The sequence below is a fragment of the Pseudomonas sp. PDM10 genome (assembly GCF_014852295.1).
GTDB lineage: Bacteria > Pseudomonadota > Gammaproteobacteria > Pseudomonadales > Pseudomonadaceae > Aquipseudomonas.
This window is the reverse complement of record NZ_JACVBJ010000005.1, coordinates 206,198-224,468: the sequence shown is the minus strand read 5'-3', so window position 1 is coordinate 224,468 and position 18,271 is coordinate 206,198. Positions and strand designations below refer to the sequence as shown.

Sequence of the window (18,271 nt, the reverse complement as noted above, 5' to 3'; positions counted from 1 at the left end):
GTAGTTCGAATCCGGGTTCTTTACCGACCGATAAACCGCCTTCGCGAGCAGGCTCGCTCCCACAGGGTCCGCATTCCACTGTGGGAGCGAGCCTGCTCGCGATTGGGTGCGCAGCACCCGCCTTCAAGGCTTGACCGGCGGCTTGCGCAACAGACTGAACGCCATCGCGCCCAGGAACAAAACACTGAGCAGCAACACCGCCCACAGCCCGATTTTCTTCCAGTTTGTGTCGATCGTCGCAGCCGTTGTCACGGTCGACGCGGGTGTGGCCACCGCCCCGCCGTCCACCGTAGCCTTGCCCAATGTCGCCAACTTTGCAGCGCTGTAATCCGGAATCAACGTCGACAGCGGCAGGCTCGCCGCCTTTACCGTGGCACTTCCCAGGGCGAGCGTATAAGGCCCCGCCCCGCGCGCCAGGAACACCAATTGAATGGAGCGCACGGCGAATCGCACTGTCGGCGCCTCTGCCCCCAGACCACCGCCGCGCTCGTCCACCGTCAGCTTCAACTGCTGAACGATTTGCCCCGACAGCTGCAATTCGTTCTGCACCACGTCCTGGCCATTCTGGGTCAAGCGATAGAGCAAACCGCTGCTCATCGGCTGCCACGGCAGGCTGCTTTCCCGACGACCGGACAAGGTCACGGGCGCCAAACTGTTGGGCTGGCTCAACTCGACCTGCAAGCGCTCGACATTCAGCCCCATGGGTAATTGCCAAGTGTATTCACCAGCCTTCACGCTGCTGCCGGCCAGCGGTTGCGACCAGACAAGCGGTAGCGGCAGATTGCGGGTCTTGGCGCTTTGCAGCTGCGCCGAAGTCAACGTCGGTGCCGATTGCGGCGTGCTCCACAGCAAGCGCAGATAGCGGGCCGACTGACCCGGCAGGGCGACTTCATGCTGCTCGACCTGTTCGTCAGCAAACGTCAGACGCGCCACCTGACCTTCACCCCAAGACTGCCAATGCTGCAAGTCGTCGCTGGCTTCGATGGTGAAACGCTGGAAGCCGTCGCGTTCGCTGGTCCAGTCGAGGATCAACTGCTGCAACGGAGCTTTGATGCTGCTGGCATCGAGCAACCAGCCGCGCAGCATTTCTTCGCCCGCCTCCAGCTGACTGGACGGTTGTACTTCGACCAGCGTGCCGTTGGCGCTCGATTGCACCCGCACGCTCGGTGCGTGCTCGGTGGAGTCTGCCGAGTTGTACAGCGGGAACCATTTCACGTCGGTCAGGGTACGGTTTTCGCTGGTCTGCGCCGGCGCGCGCGCCAGGGAATACGCCTGCGCCTCTCCGGCGGCATTGAACACGCGCACATCACTGAGATCGGTTTGCCGCGCATTCAATTGCACGCTCAACGGCAATTCGAGGCGATACCACGGGCCGTCGCCGCTGACCGACAACGGCACCTGCGTGGCGAAGTCCGCCAGTTTTTCCTGGGCACTGGCCGACAGCGCCACACCCAGCGCAACAGCGCCCAACCAGACCAGGTTCAGCTTCTGACTCAAGACGACACTCCTTCGGTTTGCGGGGCCGGTTTTTCAGCCTCCGGCTCAGCATCAAAGCGCTTGGGCGGCAACGGGGCGAAATAGCCCACTACCAACAGCAACACGCCAACGCCGATAAACGAGACGATCCGGGCGAGTCCGCCGCGGTTACTCAATTCGACAAAGAACAGTTTGGCCACCACCACACCAATCAGCGCCGCACCGATCAGCCAGACTTCACGGCGATGACGCAGATGACCGCCGATCATCAGACTCAGCGCCATCAAGGTCCAGACGATGGACAGACCGGCCTGCACCAGCATGGATTCGAGCAACGTATCCAGCTCGAACGGCACACCGCCCCAATGGTGGGCCGTGCGCATCACCAGCGCCGTGAAGAACACAAACAGCGAGGCGCCAGCGATCAGTTGCGTGGCGTGTTCAGCATAGTCCTTGCGAATCGCCAGTTGCGTCACGGCGCTGCGGGACCATACGTAGACGCCGAACAGCGCAAACAGCAGACCCAGCTCCAGCGGGTTGATCAGCGGCACGTAAGGCAACGGCTCGGCGGTGCCGTCGCTGACGATGTTCGCCAGCCAGAACCAGCCGAGCATGAGCAATGCCAATGGTGCGGCGGCATAGACACGGTATTCGCGGGCATAAGTCGACACCGGCCATGGCCAGGCACGGGGTGCGGCCGCGAGTACCAGATACAGGCTCGGCAGAATCGCCCAACCCAACCAGCGCCAGGCGTTGTACTGCTCGGACAACAGCAACAGGCCGTAACGCAGCTCCAGGGCCAACACACCGATCAACAGCCAGCAGCCGAGCACGTGCGCGGTACTGAGGGCGCGCGCCGGCAACATCGGCGCCAGACGCCGCAGGGAGATGAAGTGCACAACGAACACGGCCGCCCATACCAGCCAACCAAAATTGGCCGCCGGGTGATAACGCGAGTGCCACGCAGCCAATAACACCAAACCGGCCGCAGGCATCAGCAAGGTGCAGAGCAAGCCCAGCGACGACCATTTCAAACGCAACGCCAACACCGTCCACAGCGCCACGCTCAGCGCCGCAACGGCCAGCAACAACGTCGCTTGCAGATTCAACGGTGCGAAGCGCAGCACCTCACTGACCCACGCCAGCGCCCACCAACCCGCGCCCCACACCAGCAGCACTTCAGACAAACGCTGCAAACTCAGCCCATCGAAGGCCGACGCATGATTGCCGAGCTGCAAGCGCCAAGCGCCCACCATCGCAGCCAAACCCAACACCAGCGGCGTCCAGAAACCGCTGTGAGCCAGAGGTTTCAACCCTTCGCTCGCAAGCGGTCCGAGCAAATCCGGCCCGGCCATCAGGAACGCCGCGCCACCGATCACCTGCAACAGCAAACCGAAGACAAAACTCACGCGCTGCTTCAGGTACAGACTCAGCCAGATGATGAACAGACCGCTGGCCGCCCATACTGCACTCGCCGTTTGCCAAGGCAGGACGAACAGCACCGCCAGATTGATCAACACCAGACCGGCCAACAGCACCACCGACAAGCCGCGCAGCAATCGCACGTCGCTTCGGACCATCTCATCGCGCGCCGCCAGCAACATGCCAGCGATCAGCGCCAGACCGATCAACGACGCGCTCAGCAATCCGCTCCAACCCGCGTTGAACACAGCGCCAGACTCACCGCTCGAACCTTGCAGCCGCAGCAGGAACAACGCACCGCCGAGCAACTGCACGGCGAATGCGGTGAACAGGAAGGTGCGCGACTGCAGACGCAAGCCAACGAACAAGGTCGCCAACCCCGCCAGCGCCCAACTGATCGCCGTGCCGTGAGTGAAGAAGAACAACGGCGCCAGCAGATAAAGGAAGGTCAAACCGAGGCAGGCCAACACGGGCAGCCCTTTGCGCTCCCAGTCCGACGTCTGCTCGGGCAAGGCTTTGCGCAACTGGTAGAAGCTGAACAACAACGCCACGCCGAGCATCAACGCGCCGAGCGGCGCACCGTCGAGCAGGCTGCTCTCGCCGATTCGCAGTTCACTGAGGAAGGCCAGGGCCGAGCCCAGCTGCAACAGCAAGGCAAAGGCTCGGGCCAGCGGTCGTTGCTGACGCAGGCCCAGCCAGAAGATGCCGGCGCCTTCGACGGCCCAAGCGGCGGCAGTCCAGCGCGCATCAAGCCCCAACGGAATCGCCAGGCTGGCGAAGATCACCCCCAGCGCCAGGCAGGTTTCCGCCAACAGCAACGCTCGTCCGCCCATCAGCAGCCGCGCCAGGCCCATGTAAATCATGCCCAACGCCAACGCGCTGAAGGCTGAGGCGAATTCCAAGTGCTGGACCAACGCGAACTGCAAGCCGAAGCCCACCAACGGAGGACCGAACAGCATCGTGCCGTCGACGTAATCGCCCTTGCGCGCCGACCAATGCAGCAGCGCCTCACGGCTGCCATCCTCGGGGGCGTCGCTCATTTCCAGCAACTTGCGCCGGGCGAACAGCAGACCGATGGCCAGGTACATCAGGAAGAACACAATCAGGAACGGCTCGGTACTCCACAACAACTCCGGCGCATAGGAACGCAGGCCCCAGGCGAAACTGATGCCGAAGGTGCCGACGAAGCCGATCAGGTTGAGCAACCGCCAGGCCTTGAACCAGGCGATGGCGAGGATGCCGGCGTTGAGTAAGGCGAAGTAGCTGAACAACGCGACATGGTTGCCGGCGCCGGTGGAGGTCAGGATCGGCGCGGCAAAACCGCCCAACGCCGCAGCGGCAGCCAGGCCCAAGGCATCCTGGGTGATGGCAAGAATCGCCGAGAACACCGTCACCGCGACCAGCAGGCCTAACGCCGCCGTAGGGTCGAGCAGCGGATGCAGGCGCATCGCGGCAAACACGGTCAGGTACAGCACCGCGATCCCGGTGCCCTGCAACATCAACGCGAAATGGCTGTTGCGTGTTCTAAGCCACCAACCCAGCCCCAGAAGCCCCAATGCCGCCGCCGCAACACCGGCGTAACGCAACTCGATCGGCACCACCATGCCTTCGGTGGCGTAACGCAGCAGGAAGGCCAGGCCGAGAAACAACAGCACCACACCGACCCGCAGCACCGTGTTCCCGCCGAACAGCCAGTTGCGGGCGCCACTGATGGCGCGATCGATGAAGTTCGGGCCACGCGGGATGGCGGGTTGTTGTGGTTCGCGGGCGACCGGTTCGGGTTTCCAGGTATCGACGGGCACTGGACGACTCGCTTCGGCGGCCGCCGCGGTAATCGGTTCCAGTTCGGGAGGGAGTTCCCAGATCAGCTCCGGGGCTTCGGCAGGGATTTCGTCGAGCGTGAACTCAGGAGACGGCTCGGGCTCGTGGGATTCCTGCGTCTTGACGCCTGACACTTCCAGCAATGACAGCCGTTGCTGCACCGCATTCAGCGCGATCTGAGCCTGATCAAGTAGCTTACGTTGCTCGGCAGCCTGTGAACCCAGACGGCCAATGCGAATGGCCTGGCCAATACCCAACCCGAGCAGCGCGCCCAGCAGCGCATCGCTGAACGACTCGTCGAGTACCCAGCCCAGCACCAGCCCTATCAGCATGAACATCCATTGCATGGTCGATATCCCTAAGCGGCCCCGCTGCGGGGCGAATCCGGGTAAAGCAGCATCTGGCTGAGTTTAGTGTGAAACCACACAAACCTGTGGGAGCGAGCCTGCTCGCGATGAGGCCTTAACATTCAGCATTGATGTTGAATGTCAGTCCGCTTTCGCGAGCAGGCTCGCTCCCACAATGGATCACCATGCGTACCGCCCGGTGTAACCGGTGCTTAGTATATCGATCAGGCCCAACAACCGTCGGGCCTTGCTCGCAATTATTGCTAAAAGTTACTCCAAAGCTTTCCAGATATCCGTGGCGTACTCGCGAATGGTCCGGTCGGACGAGAACCAGCCCATCCTGGAGGTACTCAGCACTGCCGAACGCCACCATGCTTGAGAATCGTGCCAATGGGCTTCTACCCGCATCTGCGCTTCCCAATAGGAGTCGAAATCGGCGCAGACCAGGAAGCGATCGTAGTCGATCAGCGAATCGATCAATCCTGTGTAACGGGAAGGATCATCCGGCGAGAACACCCCGCCACGTATCGCTTGCAAGACGTCATTAAGCCGATGGGATGCCGCAATATCCGGCGTCGCATTGAACTCATGGTTCTGCTTGCGCGCTTCAACCTGCTGAGCGCTGAGGCCGAAGATAAACATGTGTTCCACGCCGATGCGTTCGCACATTTCCACGTTGGCCCCGTCCAGGGTGCCGATGGTCAGCGCGCCGTTGAGGCCGAACTTCATGTTGCTGGTGCCCGAAGCCTCGAAGCCTGCGGTGGAAATCTGCTCCGACAAATCCGCTGCCGGGATGATGCTTTCCGCCAGACTGACGTTGTAGTTGGGCAAGAACACCACTTTGAGCAAACCGCGCACCGTCGGGTCGTTGTTCACCACCCGGGCGATGTCGTTGGTCAGTTTGATGATCAGCTTGGCCTGGTGATAACTGGCCGCCGCCTTGCCGGCGAAGATCTTCACCCGCGGCACCCAATCGACTTCCGGCTCGGCGCGAATCGCCTGGTACAGCGCAACGGTGTGCAGCAGGTTGAGCAGCTGCCGTTTGTATTCGTGGATCCGTTTGACCTGCACGTCGAACATCGCGGCCGGGTTGACCGCGACCCCCAGCCGTTCGTGAATGATGTACGCCAGGGCTTTTTTGCTGTGCAGTCGCTGCTCGGCGAACGCCTTGCGGAACGCAGCTTTCTCGGCGAACGGCTCCAGGCCGAGCAAACGCTCTTCGGCGTTGTCCAGCAGATCCGGGCCGAGGGCGTCGACCATCATCGAGGTCAGCTCCGGGTTGGCCTGGTAAAGCCAGCGGCGGAAGGTGATGCCGTTGGTCTTGTTGTTGATTCGGTCCGGGTAGAGCTTGTGCAGTTCGGAGAACACCGTTTTGCGCATCAGCTGCGTGTGCAGCCCGGACACGCCGTTGACGCTGTGGGAACCAAGGAACGCCAGGTTGCCCATGCGCACGCGGCGGCCGTTGTCTTCTTCGATCAGCGACACCGCGCGCAGGACCTCGAAGTCATGGATACCCTTGGCCCGCAGCGAATCGATGTGCTGGGCGTTGATCAGGTAAATGATCTGCATGTGCCGCGGCAGCATCCGCTCCATCAAACCGACCGGCCAGGTTTCCAGCGCTTCCGGCAGCAGCGTGTGGTTGGTGTAGGACAGCGTATCGACGGTGACTTGCCACGCGGCATCCCACGCGACGTCATAGACATCGACCAGTTGCCGCATCAGTTCGGCCACGGCAATCGAGGGGTGGGTGTCGTTGAGCTGGATCGCGGCATGATCGCCCAGGGTCAGGACCGAGGTGTGCATGTTGCGATGGCGGCGCAGCAAGTCCTGCAAGGACGCGGCGACGAAGAAATACTCCTGACGCAGGCGCAGCTCCTGGCCCGCTTCGGTACTGTCCGCCGGGTAGAGCACCCGGGAAATGCTTTCGGCCCGGGCGACTTCTGCCACGGCGCCCAAGTGGTCGCCGGCGTTGAAGCGCTCCAGGTGCAAATCTTCCATGGCCCGGGCGCGCCACAGGCGCAGCGTGTTGACGCTCGCCCCGCGCCAGCCGACGACCGGCGTGTCATACGCAATCGCGCGAACGGTTTCCGCTGGCGTCCAGACTTGCTTGGACTTACCGGTGTCGTCGGTGACGGTTTCGACACTGCCGCCGAAACCGATCGGGTAAACGACCTCTGGCCGTTCGAACTCCCAAGGGTTACCGAAATCCAGCCAGTGCTCGGTCTGCTCCTGTTGCCAGCCGTCGACGATGGCCTGGCGGAACAAGCCGTGTTCGTAACGAATGCCGTAACCGTGGCCGGCAATGCCGAGGGTCGACATGCTTTCCATGAAGCACGCGGCCAGACGACCGAGGCCACCGTTGCCCAGCGCGGCGTCGGGCTCCAGCAGGCGGATGCGCTCGAGGTCGACGCCGAGTTCAGTCATGGCCTCGCGGGCGACGTCCAGCAGGCCAAGGTTGCTCAGGCTGTCGTAGAGCAGACGGCCGATCAGGAATTCGAGGGAGAGGTAATAAACCCGCTTTTGACCTTTGCGGTAAATCTGCCGGGTGTGATCCATCCAGTGCTCGACCATGTGATCGCGCGCCGCCAGGGCAATGGCTTCGAACCAGTCGTGGTCGAAGGCGTGATCCGGGTCTTTGCCCACCGCGTAGGTGAGTTTGGTCAAGACGGCGTCGCGAAATGCGGCCACCTCTGCTTCGCGAACAAGTGGTTCTTGAGTCATTGATAGGACCTCGAGCGAGCGTGGAGTAGTTGAGCCTAGACGGTCTGACAGGCCGTTGGAACTCTGGTTCGGCAGTTTTTCCCGTTAGTGTGAGATAGATCGACATTACCTTGCCGCGCACCGGAAAGAATGCAGGGGCCGTGCCGGGTTACAGGTGTTATTGGACGCAATACGAAAAAATCTGGCGAAAGGTTGTTCAAAAATCCACCAGTCCCGGTATGATCGCGCGCCCTGATGCACGCTGGTAACAACCGATGATGAAGTCCAACCTGATCGCCGCCGCGGAGATCGACCGCCTCGATACCTGGGCCAAGTACTCCGCCCCGATGTGTGGTTCGTGCGTTTCCAGCTGCTGCACCCTGCCGGTCGAGGTCAAGATCAAGGATCTGATCCGTATCGGCATCGTCGATGAATTCGAGCGCGGCGAGCCGCCGAAGAACATCGCCAAGCGTCTGCAGAAGGAAGGGATCGTCGAGCGTTACAACCAGAAGTCCGAGATCTTCACCCTTCAGCGCATGAGCAACAACGATTGCCTGTACCTGGATCGTAAGAGCCGTCTGTGCACTATTTATGAAAAGCGCCCGGATACTTGCCGCAACCACCCGAAAATCGGGCCGCGGCCGGGGTATTGCGCGTATAAGCCCAAAGAAGTGGCGCGCGAGACCAGCGAGAGCCGCCGCACCCTCGAAAAGTTCTGATCGAGGCTAAGGGCCGATTCTGCGTCGTTCTTGAGCCCCCCCTCACCCCAGCCCTCTCCCCAGTGGGGAGAGGGGGAAAGGGAGCAGATCTTCAAGCTTTTCAAACCTGAGTTCGACTCGATATTTCAGGTCGATGTATCTCGAAAGAACAACTCGGTCAGTCCCCTCTACCCCTTGGGGAGAGGGTTAGGGTGAGGGGTCGATCCCAAGTCATCCCAAGATTCTGAAAACTCCACCATCAATTTTCCCTTCCCCAAACAAACAAAAACGCCCCCGACCTTGCGGTCGGGGGCGTTTTTTTAGCAGTTAACTAAGTCGAAACTCAGTTACCGGCTTTCTTGGCAGCGCGGGTACGCTCGCTTTCGCCCAGGATCTTCTTACGAAGACGGATGGACTTAGGAGTGACTTCGCACAGTTCGTCTTCTTGCACGAACTCAAGCGCTTGTTCCAGGGTGAAACGGATAGGCGGAACCAGAGCGATGGTTTCGTCTTTACCCGAGGCACGCATGTTGTCGAGCTTCTTGCCTTTGGTTGGGTTAACGCCCAGGTCGTTGTCGCGGCTGTTGATGCCGACGATTTGACCTTCGTACACGTCTTCACCGTGACCCAGGAACAGTTTGCCGCGAGCTTGCAGGGTTTCCAGCGAGTAAGTCAGCGCCTTACCGGTAGCAACCGAAACCAGCACGCCGTTCTGACGGCCGGACATGTCGCCGGACTTCATCACGTCGTAACGGTCGAAGATCGAGGTCAGGATGCCTGCACCGGAGGTCAGGGTCAGGAACTCGTTACGGAAACCGATCAAGCCACGAGCCGGGATGTTGTACTCAAGGCGCACACGGCCCTTGCCATCCGGAACCATGTTGGTCAGGTCGCCTTTACGGATACCGATCTGTTCCATGATCGAACCTTGCGATTCTTCTGGCAGGTCGATGGTCACGTTTTCGTACGGTTCGTGCTTGACGCCGTCAACCATGCGGATGATCACTTCCGGACGACCAACACCCATTTCGAAGCCTTCGCGACGCATGGTTTCGATCAGTACCGAGAGGTGCAGCTCACCACGGCCGGAGACTTTGAACTTGTCGGCGGTGTCGCCTTCTTCAACGCGCAGGGCAACGTTGTAGAGCAGTTCTTTGTCCAGACGTTCCTTGATGTTACGGCTGGTGACGAACTTGCCTTCTTTACCGCAGAAAGGCGAGTCGTTTACCTGGAAGGTCATGGAAACGGTTGGTTCGTCAACGGTCAGCGGCTTCATTGCTTCGACGTTCAGTGGGTCGCACAGAGTGTCGGAGATGAACAGCTGGTCGAAGCCGCTGATGCAGACGATGTCGCCGGCAGCTGCTTCTTCAACGTCGATACGGTGCAGACCGTGGTGACCCATCAGCTTCAGGATACGACCGGTACGCTTCTTGCCGTCGGCGTCGATAGCGACAACCGGAGTGTTCGGCTTGATGCGACCACGGGCGATACGGCCAACGCCGATAACACCCAGGAAGCTGTTGTAGTCCAGAGCGGAGATTTGCATCTGGAACGGACCTTCACGGTCGACTTTCGGCGCAGGTACGTTGTCGACGATCGACTGGTACAGCGGGGTCATGTCTTCAGCCATGTCGGTGTGTTCCAGACCGGCAATGCCGTTCAGGGCCGAGGCGTAGACGACTTTGAAGTCCAGCTGTTCTTCGGTAGCACCGAGGTTGTCGAACAGGTCGAAGATCTGGTCCAGAACCCAGTCCGGACGCGCGCCTGGACGGTCAACCTTGTTGATCACCACGATTGGACGCAGGCCGGCTTCGAAAGCCTTCTTGGTCACGAAACGGGTTTGCGGCATAGGGCCGTCTTGAGCGTCAACCAGCAGCAGAACGGAGTCAACCATCGACATTACGCGTTCAACTTCACCGCCGAAGTCGGCGTGGCCCGGGGTATCCACGATGTTGATGTGGTAGCCGTTCCAGTTGATGGCGGTGTTTTTCGCCAGAATGGTAATACCGCGCTCTTTCTCCTGGTCGTTGGAGTCCATCACGCGCTCGTCGTTGAGCTCGTTGCGCTCCAGGGTGCCGGATTGACGCAAGAGTTTGTCTACCAGGGTGGTCTTACCATGGTCAACGTGAGCAATGATGGCGATGTTGCGTAGATTTTCGATCACTTGTGTATCTCGATCAGAGGATTCGGTGTGCTGACAAGTCTTGGCAGCGATTTACAGTAGAGTCAGGCCTTGCCGTTACAGCTTGACGGCAGAGTCGGGGGGCCGGTGACGCAGGCCACAGGCGTACAGCCCCGGGCTCTTAGCTCGGTCGATAAACGCGCACATTGGCATGCCCCTCACTGAGCAAATGGTGGGCATGCAGGCGACTCATCACGCCTTTGTCGCAATACAGCAGGTACTGGCGAGTAGGGTCCAGTTCCTTGAAACGAGCGTTCAATGCATAAAACGGCATCGTTTGTACCTCAATGCCAACGAGGCTCAGCGGGTCGTCTTCAGCGGCATCCGGATGACGGATGTCGATGACGATCTGACCAGCCAGCGCTTCACTGACTTCTTCGATCTGCAAGTCCTGGCCCAATTCGTCGATCACGCGATCGATCGGCACCAGTTTGGCGTTCTCGAGCGCACGCTCAAGTACTGCCATGTCGAACTGTTGTTCTTCGTACTCCACGCGTGGACGCTTGGCGTGGGTCTTGGGGTTCACCGAGATGACCCCGCAGTATTCCGGCATGTGCTTGGCGAAGTCGGCAGTCCCGATTTCGTTGGCCAGGTCGATGATGTCCTGCTTGTGACTGGCGATCAGCGGACGCAAGACCAGCTTGTCGGTCACGCAGTCGATCACGGACAGGTTCGGCAGCGTCTGGCTCGACACCTGGGAAATCGCTTCGCCGGTGACCAGCGCTTCGATCTCCAGCCGATCGGCAATACGGGAAGCAGCGCGCAACATCATACGCTTCAAAACTACGCCCATATGACTGTTATCGACTTTCCCGAGAATTTCTCCCAGTACTTCCTCGAAAGGCACACTCACAAATAACACGCGTTGGGAGCTGCCGTACTTCTTCCAGATGAAGTGCGCGACTTCCATAACGCCCAGTTCATGGGCTCGTCCGCCCAGATTGAAGAAGCAGAAATGGCTCATCAGGCCGCGGCGCATGATCTGGTAAGCAGCAACAGTGGAATCGAAGCCGCCGGACATCAGCACAAGTGTCTGTTCCAGGGCACCCAGCGGATAACCGCCGATGCTGTTGTGCTGGTTGTGGATCACGAACAACCGTTTGTCGCGAATTTCGAGGCGAACTTCGATTTCCGGCTCTTTCAGCGAGATTCCGGCGGCGCCGCACTGACGACGCAGTTGGCTGCCGACATATTTCTCGACGTCCATCGAACTGAATTCATGCTTGCCGGCACGCTTGCAGCGCACCGAAAAGATCTTCCCGGCCAACGCATCACCAAAGTGCTGCTTGCACTTGGCGACGATGTCGTCGAAGTCACCCAACGGGTATTCGTCGACCTGAAGGAAATGCGCGATGCCCGGCATGCAGCTCAGGCGCTCGGTCATCTCCTTCAGGGCTTTGGGCTCGCTGACGCGGGTTTCCAGCTCGAGATTGTCCCACACACCGTTCACCACCACGGCCGGGTCCAGGTCGCGGAGCACGGTACGGATGTTTTTGGCCAACTGGCGGATGAAACGCATCCGTACCGGGCGGCTCTTGATGGTGATCTCGGGGAAGACTTTTACGATTAGTTTCATGAAAACAGCGCGCGCTGGGCCAGCCGAAAAAGGGGGGCGCGGATTATAGCGGAAATTGCTCAAGGTTTAACCAGTTAATGTGCAGAAGGTTTTTCGCGCACCAAAACAGGTCATTTACCGAATTTGACGCTACATTACGGGGCGCTATTTCCAGCTTTGCTGCGCTTTGCACCTTTATAAGCGTGAAATTGGGGCAAAAAACCCATGGTGGGGCACTGGCATGCAATTTGCTCCCTTGTGAGGCAGGTTGCCTTGGCAGAGTATTCGCGCCGGCATCACCCACATTCTAAGGGCATCCACTACTAAGCCCGAAGCCACCCGGAGGACACTATGTCGAAGTCGGTTCAACTCATCAAAGATCATGACGTCAAGTGGATTGATCTGCGCTTCACGGACACCAAAGGCACTCAGCACCACGTGACCATGCCGGCTCGCGACGCGCTGGATGAAGCTTTCTTCGAAGAAGGCAAAATGTTCGACGGTTCCTCCATCGCTGGCTGGAAAGGCATCGAAGCCTCCGACATGATCCTGATGCCGGACGACAGCACTGCCGTTCTCGACCCGTTCACCGAAGAGCCAACCCTGATCCTGGTTTGCGACGTGATCGAGCCTTCGACCATGCAAGGCTACGACCGTGACCCACGTGCGATCGCCAAGCGTGCCGAGGAATACCTGAAGTCGACCGGTATCGGCGACACCGTATTTGTGGGTCCAGAGCCTGAATTCTTCATCTTCGACGAAGTGAAGTTCAAGTCCGACATCTCCGGTTCCATGTTCAAGATCTACTCCGAACAAGGTTCGTGGATGTCCGACCAGGACGTGGAAGGCGGCAACAAAGGCCACCGTCCAGGCGTCAAAGGCGGCTACTTCCCGGTTCCTCCGTTCGACCACGACCACGAAATCCGTACCTCCATGTGCAACGCTATGGAAGAAATGGGCCTGGTCATCGAAGTTCACCACCACGAAGTGGCGACTGCCGGCCAGAACGAAATCGGTGTGAAGTTCAACACCCTGGTTGCCAAGGCTGACGAAGTTCAGACCCTGAAGTACTGCGTACACAACGTTGCTGATGCATACGGCCGCACCGCGACCTTCATGCCTAAGCCTCTGTACGGCGACAACGGTTCGGGTATGCACGTTCACCTGTCCATCGCCAAAGATGGCAAGAACACCTTCGCGGGCGAAGGCTATGCCGGTCTGTCCGACACCGCCCTGTTCTTCATCGGCGGCATCATCAAGCACGGTAAGGCTCTGAACGGCTTCACCAACCCGTCGACCAACTCCTACAAGCGTCTGGTCCCAGGTTTCGAAGCTCCGGTAATGCTGGCCTACTCGGCTCGTAACCGTTCCGCTTCGATCCGTATTCCTTACGTGTCCAGCCCTCGCGCTCGCCGTATTGAAGCCCGCTTCCCGGATCCAGCAGCTAACCCGTACCTGGGCTTCGCTGCACTGTTGATGGCTGGCCTGGACGGTATCCAGAACAAGATCCACCCTGGCGATGCTGCCGACAAAAACCTGTATGACCTGCCGCCCGAAGAGGCGAAAGAGATCCCACAAGTTTGCGGCAGCCTGAAAGAAGCCCTGGAAGAGCTGGACAAAGGTCGTGCGTTCCTGACCAAAGGCGGCGTATTCAGCGACGACTTCATCGACGCTTACATCGCTCTGAAAAGCGAAGAAGAAATCAAAGTACGTACCTTCGTACACCCACTGGAATACGAGCTGTACTACAGCTGCTGATCCGGTAGCGCCTGCGCAAGCGGCGTGACAAATGAGGCCTCCTTCGGGAGGCCTTTTTTATGCCGCGGTTTAGAGACCAACACAGAACCCTGTGGGAGCGAGCCTGCTCGCGATAGCATTACTTCATTCAACATTGATGCTGACTGTTCCACCGCTATCGCGAGCAGGCTCACTCCCACAGGGGGTTTGCAGTGTTTGGGAGATCGATGTAAATCATGCCCAAATGTTTTCAACTTGGGTCAACCGCCGCCCCTGACCTATGCTGCAACCCAACGCCTTCGCTTCCGGTCAATTTTATGGGTCGTGGTTTTCTATTGATGCTGCTGTTGATCGCCCTGCCCGCCGCCGCGCAGATCTACAAGTACACCGACGCCGACGGCAACACCGCCTACAGCAATCAACCGCCCGATGGCGTGAAAGCTCAGCCGGTCGAGTTGCCACCGCTGAACAGGGTTGAGCCCCAAGCCCCTTCTGCGCCACCTGTCGAAGCCACCAGCCGCGAAAAGCCGCTTAGCGCTTACGAGGTGCTGGAACTGACCAACTTGCCCACCACCGAAGCGCTGCGTGCCAACAACGGCACCTTCACCGTCAACGTGCTGATCAAACCGCGCCTGCAAGGCCCCCATTTGTTCAGGCTGTTGCTGGACGATCAACCTTACGGCCAGCCGAGCAACGTGCCGATCCTGCAACTGGTCAATATTGATCGCGGCACACACAGCCTCGCGGTACAGGTGATCGACGGGGAAAACATCGTTCAACAAAGTCCCGCCGTGACGTTCACCGTACAACGGGTGCACAAGCCGTGAGGCTGTGGCTTCTGATCACCTGCCTGATCGCCCTGCCGGTGACAGCGGAGGTGTTCACCTACGTCGACGCCCAGGGCAATCGGGTCTACACCGACCAGCCAGGTTCCGGCAATGCCAAGCGTGTGCCGATGGCAACGAGCAATCGCATGTCCGCCAAGCCCGGCGGCGCAGCACCGGTGACGACTGGAAAGAAGGCCGAAGCAAAACCACTGTTCCACTACGACATGCTGAGAGTACTTGTGCCGGAGCCAGATGCCACGGTACGCAGCAATGCTGGCGAGATTATTGTCAGCGTCACCAGCGAACCCGGCCTGCAGCGAGGCCATCGCTACCAACTGCTACTCGACGGCCAACCCACCGCAGCGCCCGGCCTGAGCCCGGTATTCGCCCTGAGCAACATCGATCGCGGCAGCCATAACCTCTCGGTGGAAATCCTCGACGAGCAGGGCCGCACGGTCGAGCGCACCGCCAACCAGCCGTTTCACATGCTGCGCATCTCCCTCGCGCAGAAGCGCCAGGTCAAACCCTGCGCCCTCACCGATTACGGCCAACGGCCGGAATGCCCGCTCAAAGACAAACCCATAGTAGAAGAAAAAAATCCCTTCCTGCGCTTCTTCTAACGCCGTTCAGGTTTGCGCACTATATTGGTGCAATTGGTTGCACCGTACCCATATACCAACCCATTTTGGTTCGAAAGTACCCGTCAAAGCTGGCAGAACGCCACGCAAACGAGCGTCAAACGCCCGTTTCAGGCCTTAAACGCTTCTTTTCGGAGCCTTGGTTTGGTTTTTGCATTTTCCTCGTATCGGCGCGTTATTCATGCGCATGCCCTGCTCCAAAAGAGGTCCTGATGACCATTAGCGACGCACTGCATCGATTGCTACTCGACAACCTGACCACCGCCACCATTCTGCTCGATGCCGAACTGCGCCTCGAGTACATGAACCCGGCGGCGGAGATGCTCCTGGCCATCAGCGGTCAGCGTAGCCATGGGCAGTTCATCAGTGAGTTGTTCACCGAATCCACCGAGGCGCTGAACTCCCTGCGCCAGGCGGTCGAGCAGGCCCACCCGTTCACCAAACGCGAAGCGATGCTCACCGCCCTCACCGGCCAGACGCTGACCGTCGACTACGCGGTAACGCCCATCCTGGCCAACGGCGCCACCATGCTGCTGCTGGAAGTCCACCCCCGTGACCGCTTGCTGCGAATCACCAAGGAAGAGGCGCAGCTGTCGAAGCAGGAAACCAGCAAGATGCTGGTGCGCGGCCTCGCTCACGAGATCAAGAATCCTCTCGGCGGAATTCGCGGCGCGGCGCAATTGCTCGCCCGCGAACTGCCGGAAGAAAGCCTGCGCGACTACACCAACGTGATCATTGAAGAGGCCGACCGCCTGCGCAATCTGGTCGATCGCATGCTCGGTTCCAATAAGCTGCCGTCACTGGCGATGTGCAATGTCCACGAAGTGCTGGAACGCGTTTGTCATCTGGTGGAGGCCGAAAGCCAGGGCTGCATCACTTTGGTGCGCGACTACGACCCAAGCATTCCCGACGTGTTGATCGACCGCGAACAGATGATTCAGGCCGTGCTGAACATCGTGCGCAATGCGATGCAGGCCATCAGCAGCCAGAACGAACTGCGCCTCGGCCGCATCAGCCTGCGCACCCGCGCCATGCGCCAGTTCACCATCGGCCACGTGCGCCATCGCCTGGTGACCAAGATCGAAATCATCGACAACGGCCCGGGCATTCCCGCGGACTTGCAAGAAACCATCTTCTTTCCCATGGTCAGCGGCCGTCCGGACGGTACCGGGCTGGGCCTGGCCATTACCCAGAACATCATCAGCCAGCACCAGGGCCTGATCGAATGTGACAGCCATCCAGGCCACACCACCTTCTCGATCTTTCTGCCACTGGAACAAGGAGCCACATCGACATGAGCCGTAGTGAAACCGTGTGGATCGTCGATGACGACCGTTCTATCCGTTGGGTCCTGGAAAAAGCCTTGCAGCAAGAAGGCATGACCACGCAAAGCTTCGACAGCGCCGATGGCGTGATGAGCCGCCTGGCGCGCCAGCAGCCGGACGTGATCATCTCCGACATTCGCATGCCGGGTGCCAGTGGCCTGGACCTTCTGGCGCGGATCCGCGAACAACACCCACGGCTGCCGGTCATTATCATGACCGCTCACTCCGATCTGGACAGCGCTGTCGCGTCCTATCAGGGCGGCGCGTTTGAATACCTGCCGAAACCGTTCGACGTTGACGAAGCGGTGTCACTGGTTAAACGCGCGAACCAGCACGCCCAAGAACAACAAGGCCTGGAAGTCCCGGTCGCCTTGACCCGCACCCCGGAAATCATCGGTGAAGCGCCGGCGATGCAGGAAGTGTTTCGCGCCATCGGGCGCTTGAGCCACTCCAACATCACTGTGCTGATCAACGGCGAATCCGGTACCGGTAAAGAGTTGGTGGCCCACGCGCTGCACCGTCACAGCCCGCGTGCGGCTTCGCCGTTCATTGCGCTGAACATGGCGGCGATCCCCAAAGACCTGATGGAATCCGAGCTGTTCGGCCATGAGAAAGGCGCGTTCACCGGCGCGGCCAACCTGCGTCGCGGGCGTTTTGAACAGGCTGACGGCGGTACGCTGTTCCTCGATGAAATCGGCGACATGCCGGCAGACACCCAGACTCGTTTGCTGCGGGTGTTGGCGGACGGCGAGTTCTACCGCGTCGGCGGTCATGTGCCAGTGAAGGTCGATGTGCGAATCATCGCCGCGACTCACCAGAATCTGGAAACCCTGGTGCATGCCGGGAAATTCCGTGAGGACTTGTTCCACCGCCTCAACGTGATTCGCATCCACATTCCACGGTTGTCGGACCGTCGCGAAGACATCCCGACCCTGGCCAAGCACTTCCTCAGCCGTGCCGCGCAAGAACTGGCGGTGGAGCCGAAGCTGCTGAAAAGCGAAACCGAGGAATACCTGAAGAACCTGCCGTGGGGCGGCAACGTGCGTCAGCTGGAGAACACCTGCCGCTGGATCACGGTGATGGCTTCGGGTCGCGAAGTGCACATCAGCGACCTGCCGCCGGAGCTGCTGAACCTGCCGCAGGATTCGGCGCCGGTGACCAACTGGGAGCAAGCGCTGCGCCAGTGGGCCGATCAGGCGTTGGCTCGTGGCCAGTCGAGCCTGCTCGACAGCGCCGTGCCGGCGTTCGAGCGGATCATGATCGAAACCGCCCTCAAACACACCGCCGGCCGCCGCCGTGATGCCGCCGTTTTGCTGGGCTGGGGGCGTAATACCCTGACGCGCAAGATCAAGGAGTTGGGGATGAAGGTTGATGGCGGGGATGATGATGAAGGGGATGAGGGTTAATCGCCCCACCTGATCGTTCCCACGCTCTGCGTGGGAATGCCTCAATGGACGCTCTGCGTCCGCTTCGGCAGGGACGCAGAGCGTCCCGGGCTGCATTCCCACGCAGAGCATGGGAACGATCATCACCACCCTTCCGT

The 18,271-nt window shown here is 59.9% G+C and carries 11 protein-coding genes; 6 read left to right on the top strand and 5 right to left on the bottom strand.

Annotated elements, in window-relative coordinates; translation table 11 throughout:
* Nucleotides 1-123 precede the first annotated feature (123 nt).
* From IB252_RS18725 to IB252_RS18715, 3 genes are all read right to left on the bottom strand, one after another.
* Nucleotides 124-1,497: a DUF3999 domain-containing protein gene (locus IB252_RS18725; protein ID WP_192409871.1), complete on the bottom strand. Its 1,374-nt coding sequence runs from the start codon at nt 1,495-1,497 to the stop codon at nt 124-126.
* Nucleotides 1,494-5,066, bottom strand: a complete 3,573-nt coding sequence (locus tag IB252_RS18720) for a DUF2339 domain-containing protein (protein ID WP_192409870.1) — start codon at nt 5,064-5,066, stop codon at nt 1,494-1,496. The genes IB252_RS18725 and IB252_RS18720 overlap by 4 nt, the downstream gene beginning before the upstream one ends.
* Nucleotides 5,067-5,336: 270 nt before the next feature.
* The gene (locus tag IB252_RS18715) at nt 5,337-7,787 is read right to left on the bottom strand and encodes a glycogen/starch/alpha-glucan phosphorylase (RefSeq protein ID WP_192409869.1); all 2,451 of its coding nucleotides are present in this window, start codon (nt 7,785-7,787) and stop codon (nt 5,337-5,339) included.
* Between the two features lie 254 nt (nt 7,788-8,041).
* Here IB252_RS18715 and IB252_RS18710 point away from each other — a divergent pair, with 254 nt between their 5' ends.
* Complete coding sequence (locus IB252_RS18710) at nt 8,042-8,485, top strand: YkgJ family cysteine cluster protein (RefSeq protein WP_008149447.1); 444 nt, start codon at nt 8,042-8,044, stop codon at nt 8,483-8,485.
* A 322-nt stretch (nt 8,486-8,807) separates the two neighbouring features.
* Here the strand turns inward: IB252_RS18710 and typA are convergent, their stop codons facing one another.
* Together typA and thiI are read right to left on the bottom strand one after the other, a co-directional pair.
* Entirely contained in the window at nt 8,808-10,628 is a 1,821-nt protein-coding gene (gene typA, locus IB252_RS18705; protein ID WP_008149445.1) for a translational GTPase TypA, read from the bottom strand.
* 139 nt (nt 10,629-10,767) lie between these two features.
* A complete protein-coding gene (thiI, locus tag IB252_RS18700) occupies nt 10,768-12,222 on the bottom strand; it encodes a tRNA uracil 4-sulfurtransferase ThiI (protein ID WP_111449415.1) in 1,455 nt (484 codons plus the stop codon).
* A 330-nt stretch (nt 12,223-12,552) separates the two neighbouring features.
* Between thiI and glnA the strand changes: the two genes are divergently transcribed.
* The 5 genes from glnA to ntrC all read left to right on the top strand — a co-directional run bounded on the left by glnA (nt 12,553) and on the right by ntrC (nt 18,134).
* Nucleotides 12,553-13,959 carry a glutamate--ammonia ligase gene (gene glnA / locus IB252_RS18695; RefSeq protein WP_111449417.1) on the top strand — a complete coding sequence of 469 codons (1,407 nt, stop codon included), beginning with the start codon at nt 12,553-12,555 and terminating at the stop codon, nt 13,957-13,959.
* 296 nt (nt 13,960-14,255) lie between these two features.
* A complete protein-coding gene (locus IB252_RS18690) occupies nt 14,256-14,765 on the top strand; it encodes a DUF4124 domain-containing protein (RefSeq protein ID WP_192409868.1) in 510 nt (169 codons plus the stop codon).
* Nucleotides 14,762-15,385, top strand: coding sequence for a DUF4124 domain-containing protein (locus IB252_RS18685; RefSeq protein ID WP_192409867.1), 624 nt, complete (start codon nt 14,762-14,764; stop codon nt 15,383-15,385). The genes IB252_RS18690 and IB252_RS18685 overlap by 4 nt, the downstream gene beginning before the upstream one ends.
* A 230-nt stretch (nt 15,386-15,615) precedes the next feature.
* Nucleotides 15,616-16,701: a nitrogen regulation protein NR(II) gene (gene glnL / locus IB252_RS18680; protein ID WP_010464561.1), complete on the top strand. Its 1,086-nt coding sequence runs from the start codon at nt 15,616-15,618 to the stop codon at nt 16,699-16,701.
* A complete protein-coding gene (ntrC, locus tag IB252_RS18675) occupies nt 16,698-18,134 on the top strand; it encodes a nitrogen regulation protein NR(I) (RefSeq protein WP_008149434.1) in 1,437 nt (478 codons plus the stop codon). Before glnL ends, ntrC begins: the two co-directional genes overlap by 4 nt.
* Nucleotides 18,135-18,271: the final 137 nt, after the last annotated feature.

Excerpts from the sequence above, each read along its gene's own strand:
- IB252_RS18720 (WP_192409870.1), bottom strand. The coding sequence starts at position 5,066 with ATGCAATGGATGTTCATGCTGATAGGGCTGGTGCTGGGCTGGGTACTC.
- IB252_RS18715 (WP_192409869.1), bottom strand. The coding sequence starts at position 7,787 with ATGACTCAAGAACCACTTGTTCGCGAAGCAGAGGTGGCCGCATTTCGC.
- IB252_RS18710 (WP_008149447.1), top strand. The coding sequence starts at position 8,042 with ATGATGAAGTCCAACCTGATCGCCGCCGCGGAGATCGACCGCCTCGAT.
- thiI (WP_111449415.1), bottom strand. The coding sequence starts at position 12,222 with ATGAAACTAATCGTAAAAGTCTTCCCCGAGATCACCATCAAGAGCCGC.
- glnA (WP_111449417.1), top strand. The coding sequence starts at position 12,553 with ATGTCGAAGTCGGTTCAACTCATCAAAGATCATGACGTCAAGTGGATT.
- IB252_RS18690 (WP_192409868.1), top strand. The coding sequence starts at position 14,256 with ATGGGTCGTGGTTTTCTATTGATGCTGCTGTTGATCGCCCTGCCCGCC.
- glnL (WP_010464561.1), top strand. The coding sequence starts at position 15,616 with ATGACCATTAGCGACGCACTGCATCGATTGCTACTCGACAACCTGACC.
- ntrC (WP_008149434.1), top strand. The coding sequence starts at position 16,698 with ATGAGCCGTAGTGAAACCGTGTGGATCGTCGATGACGACCGTTCTATC.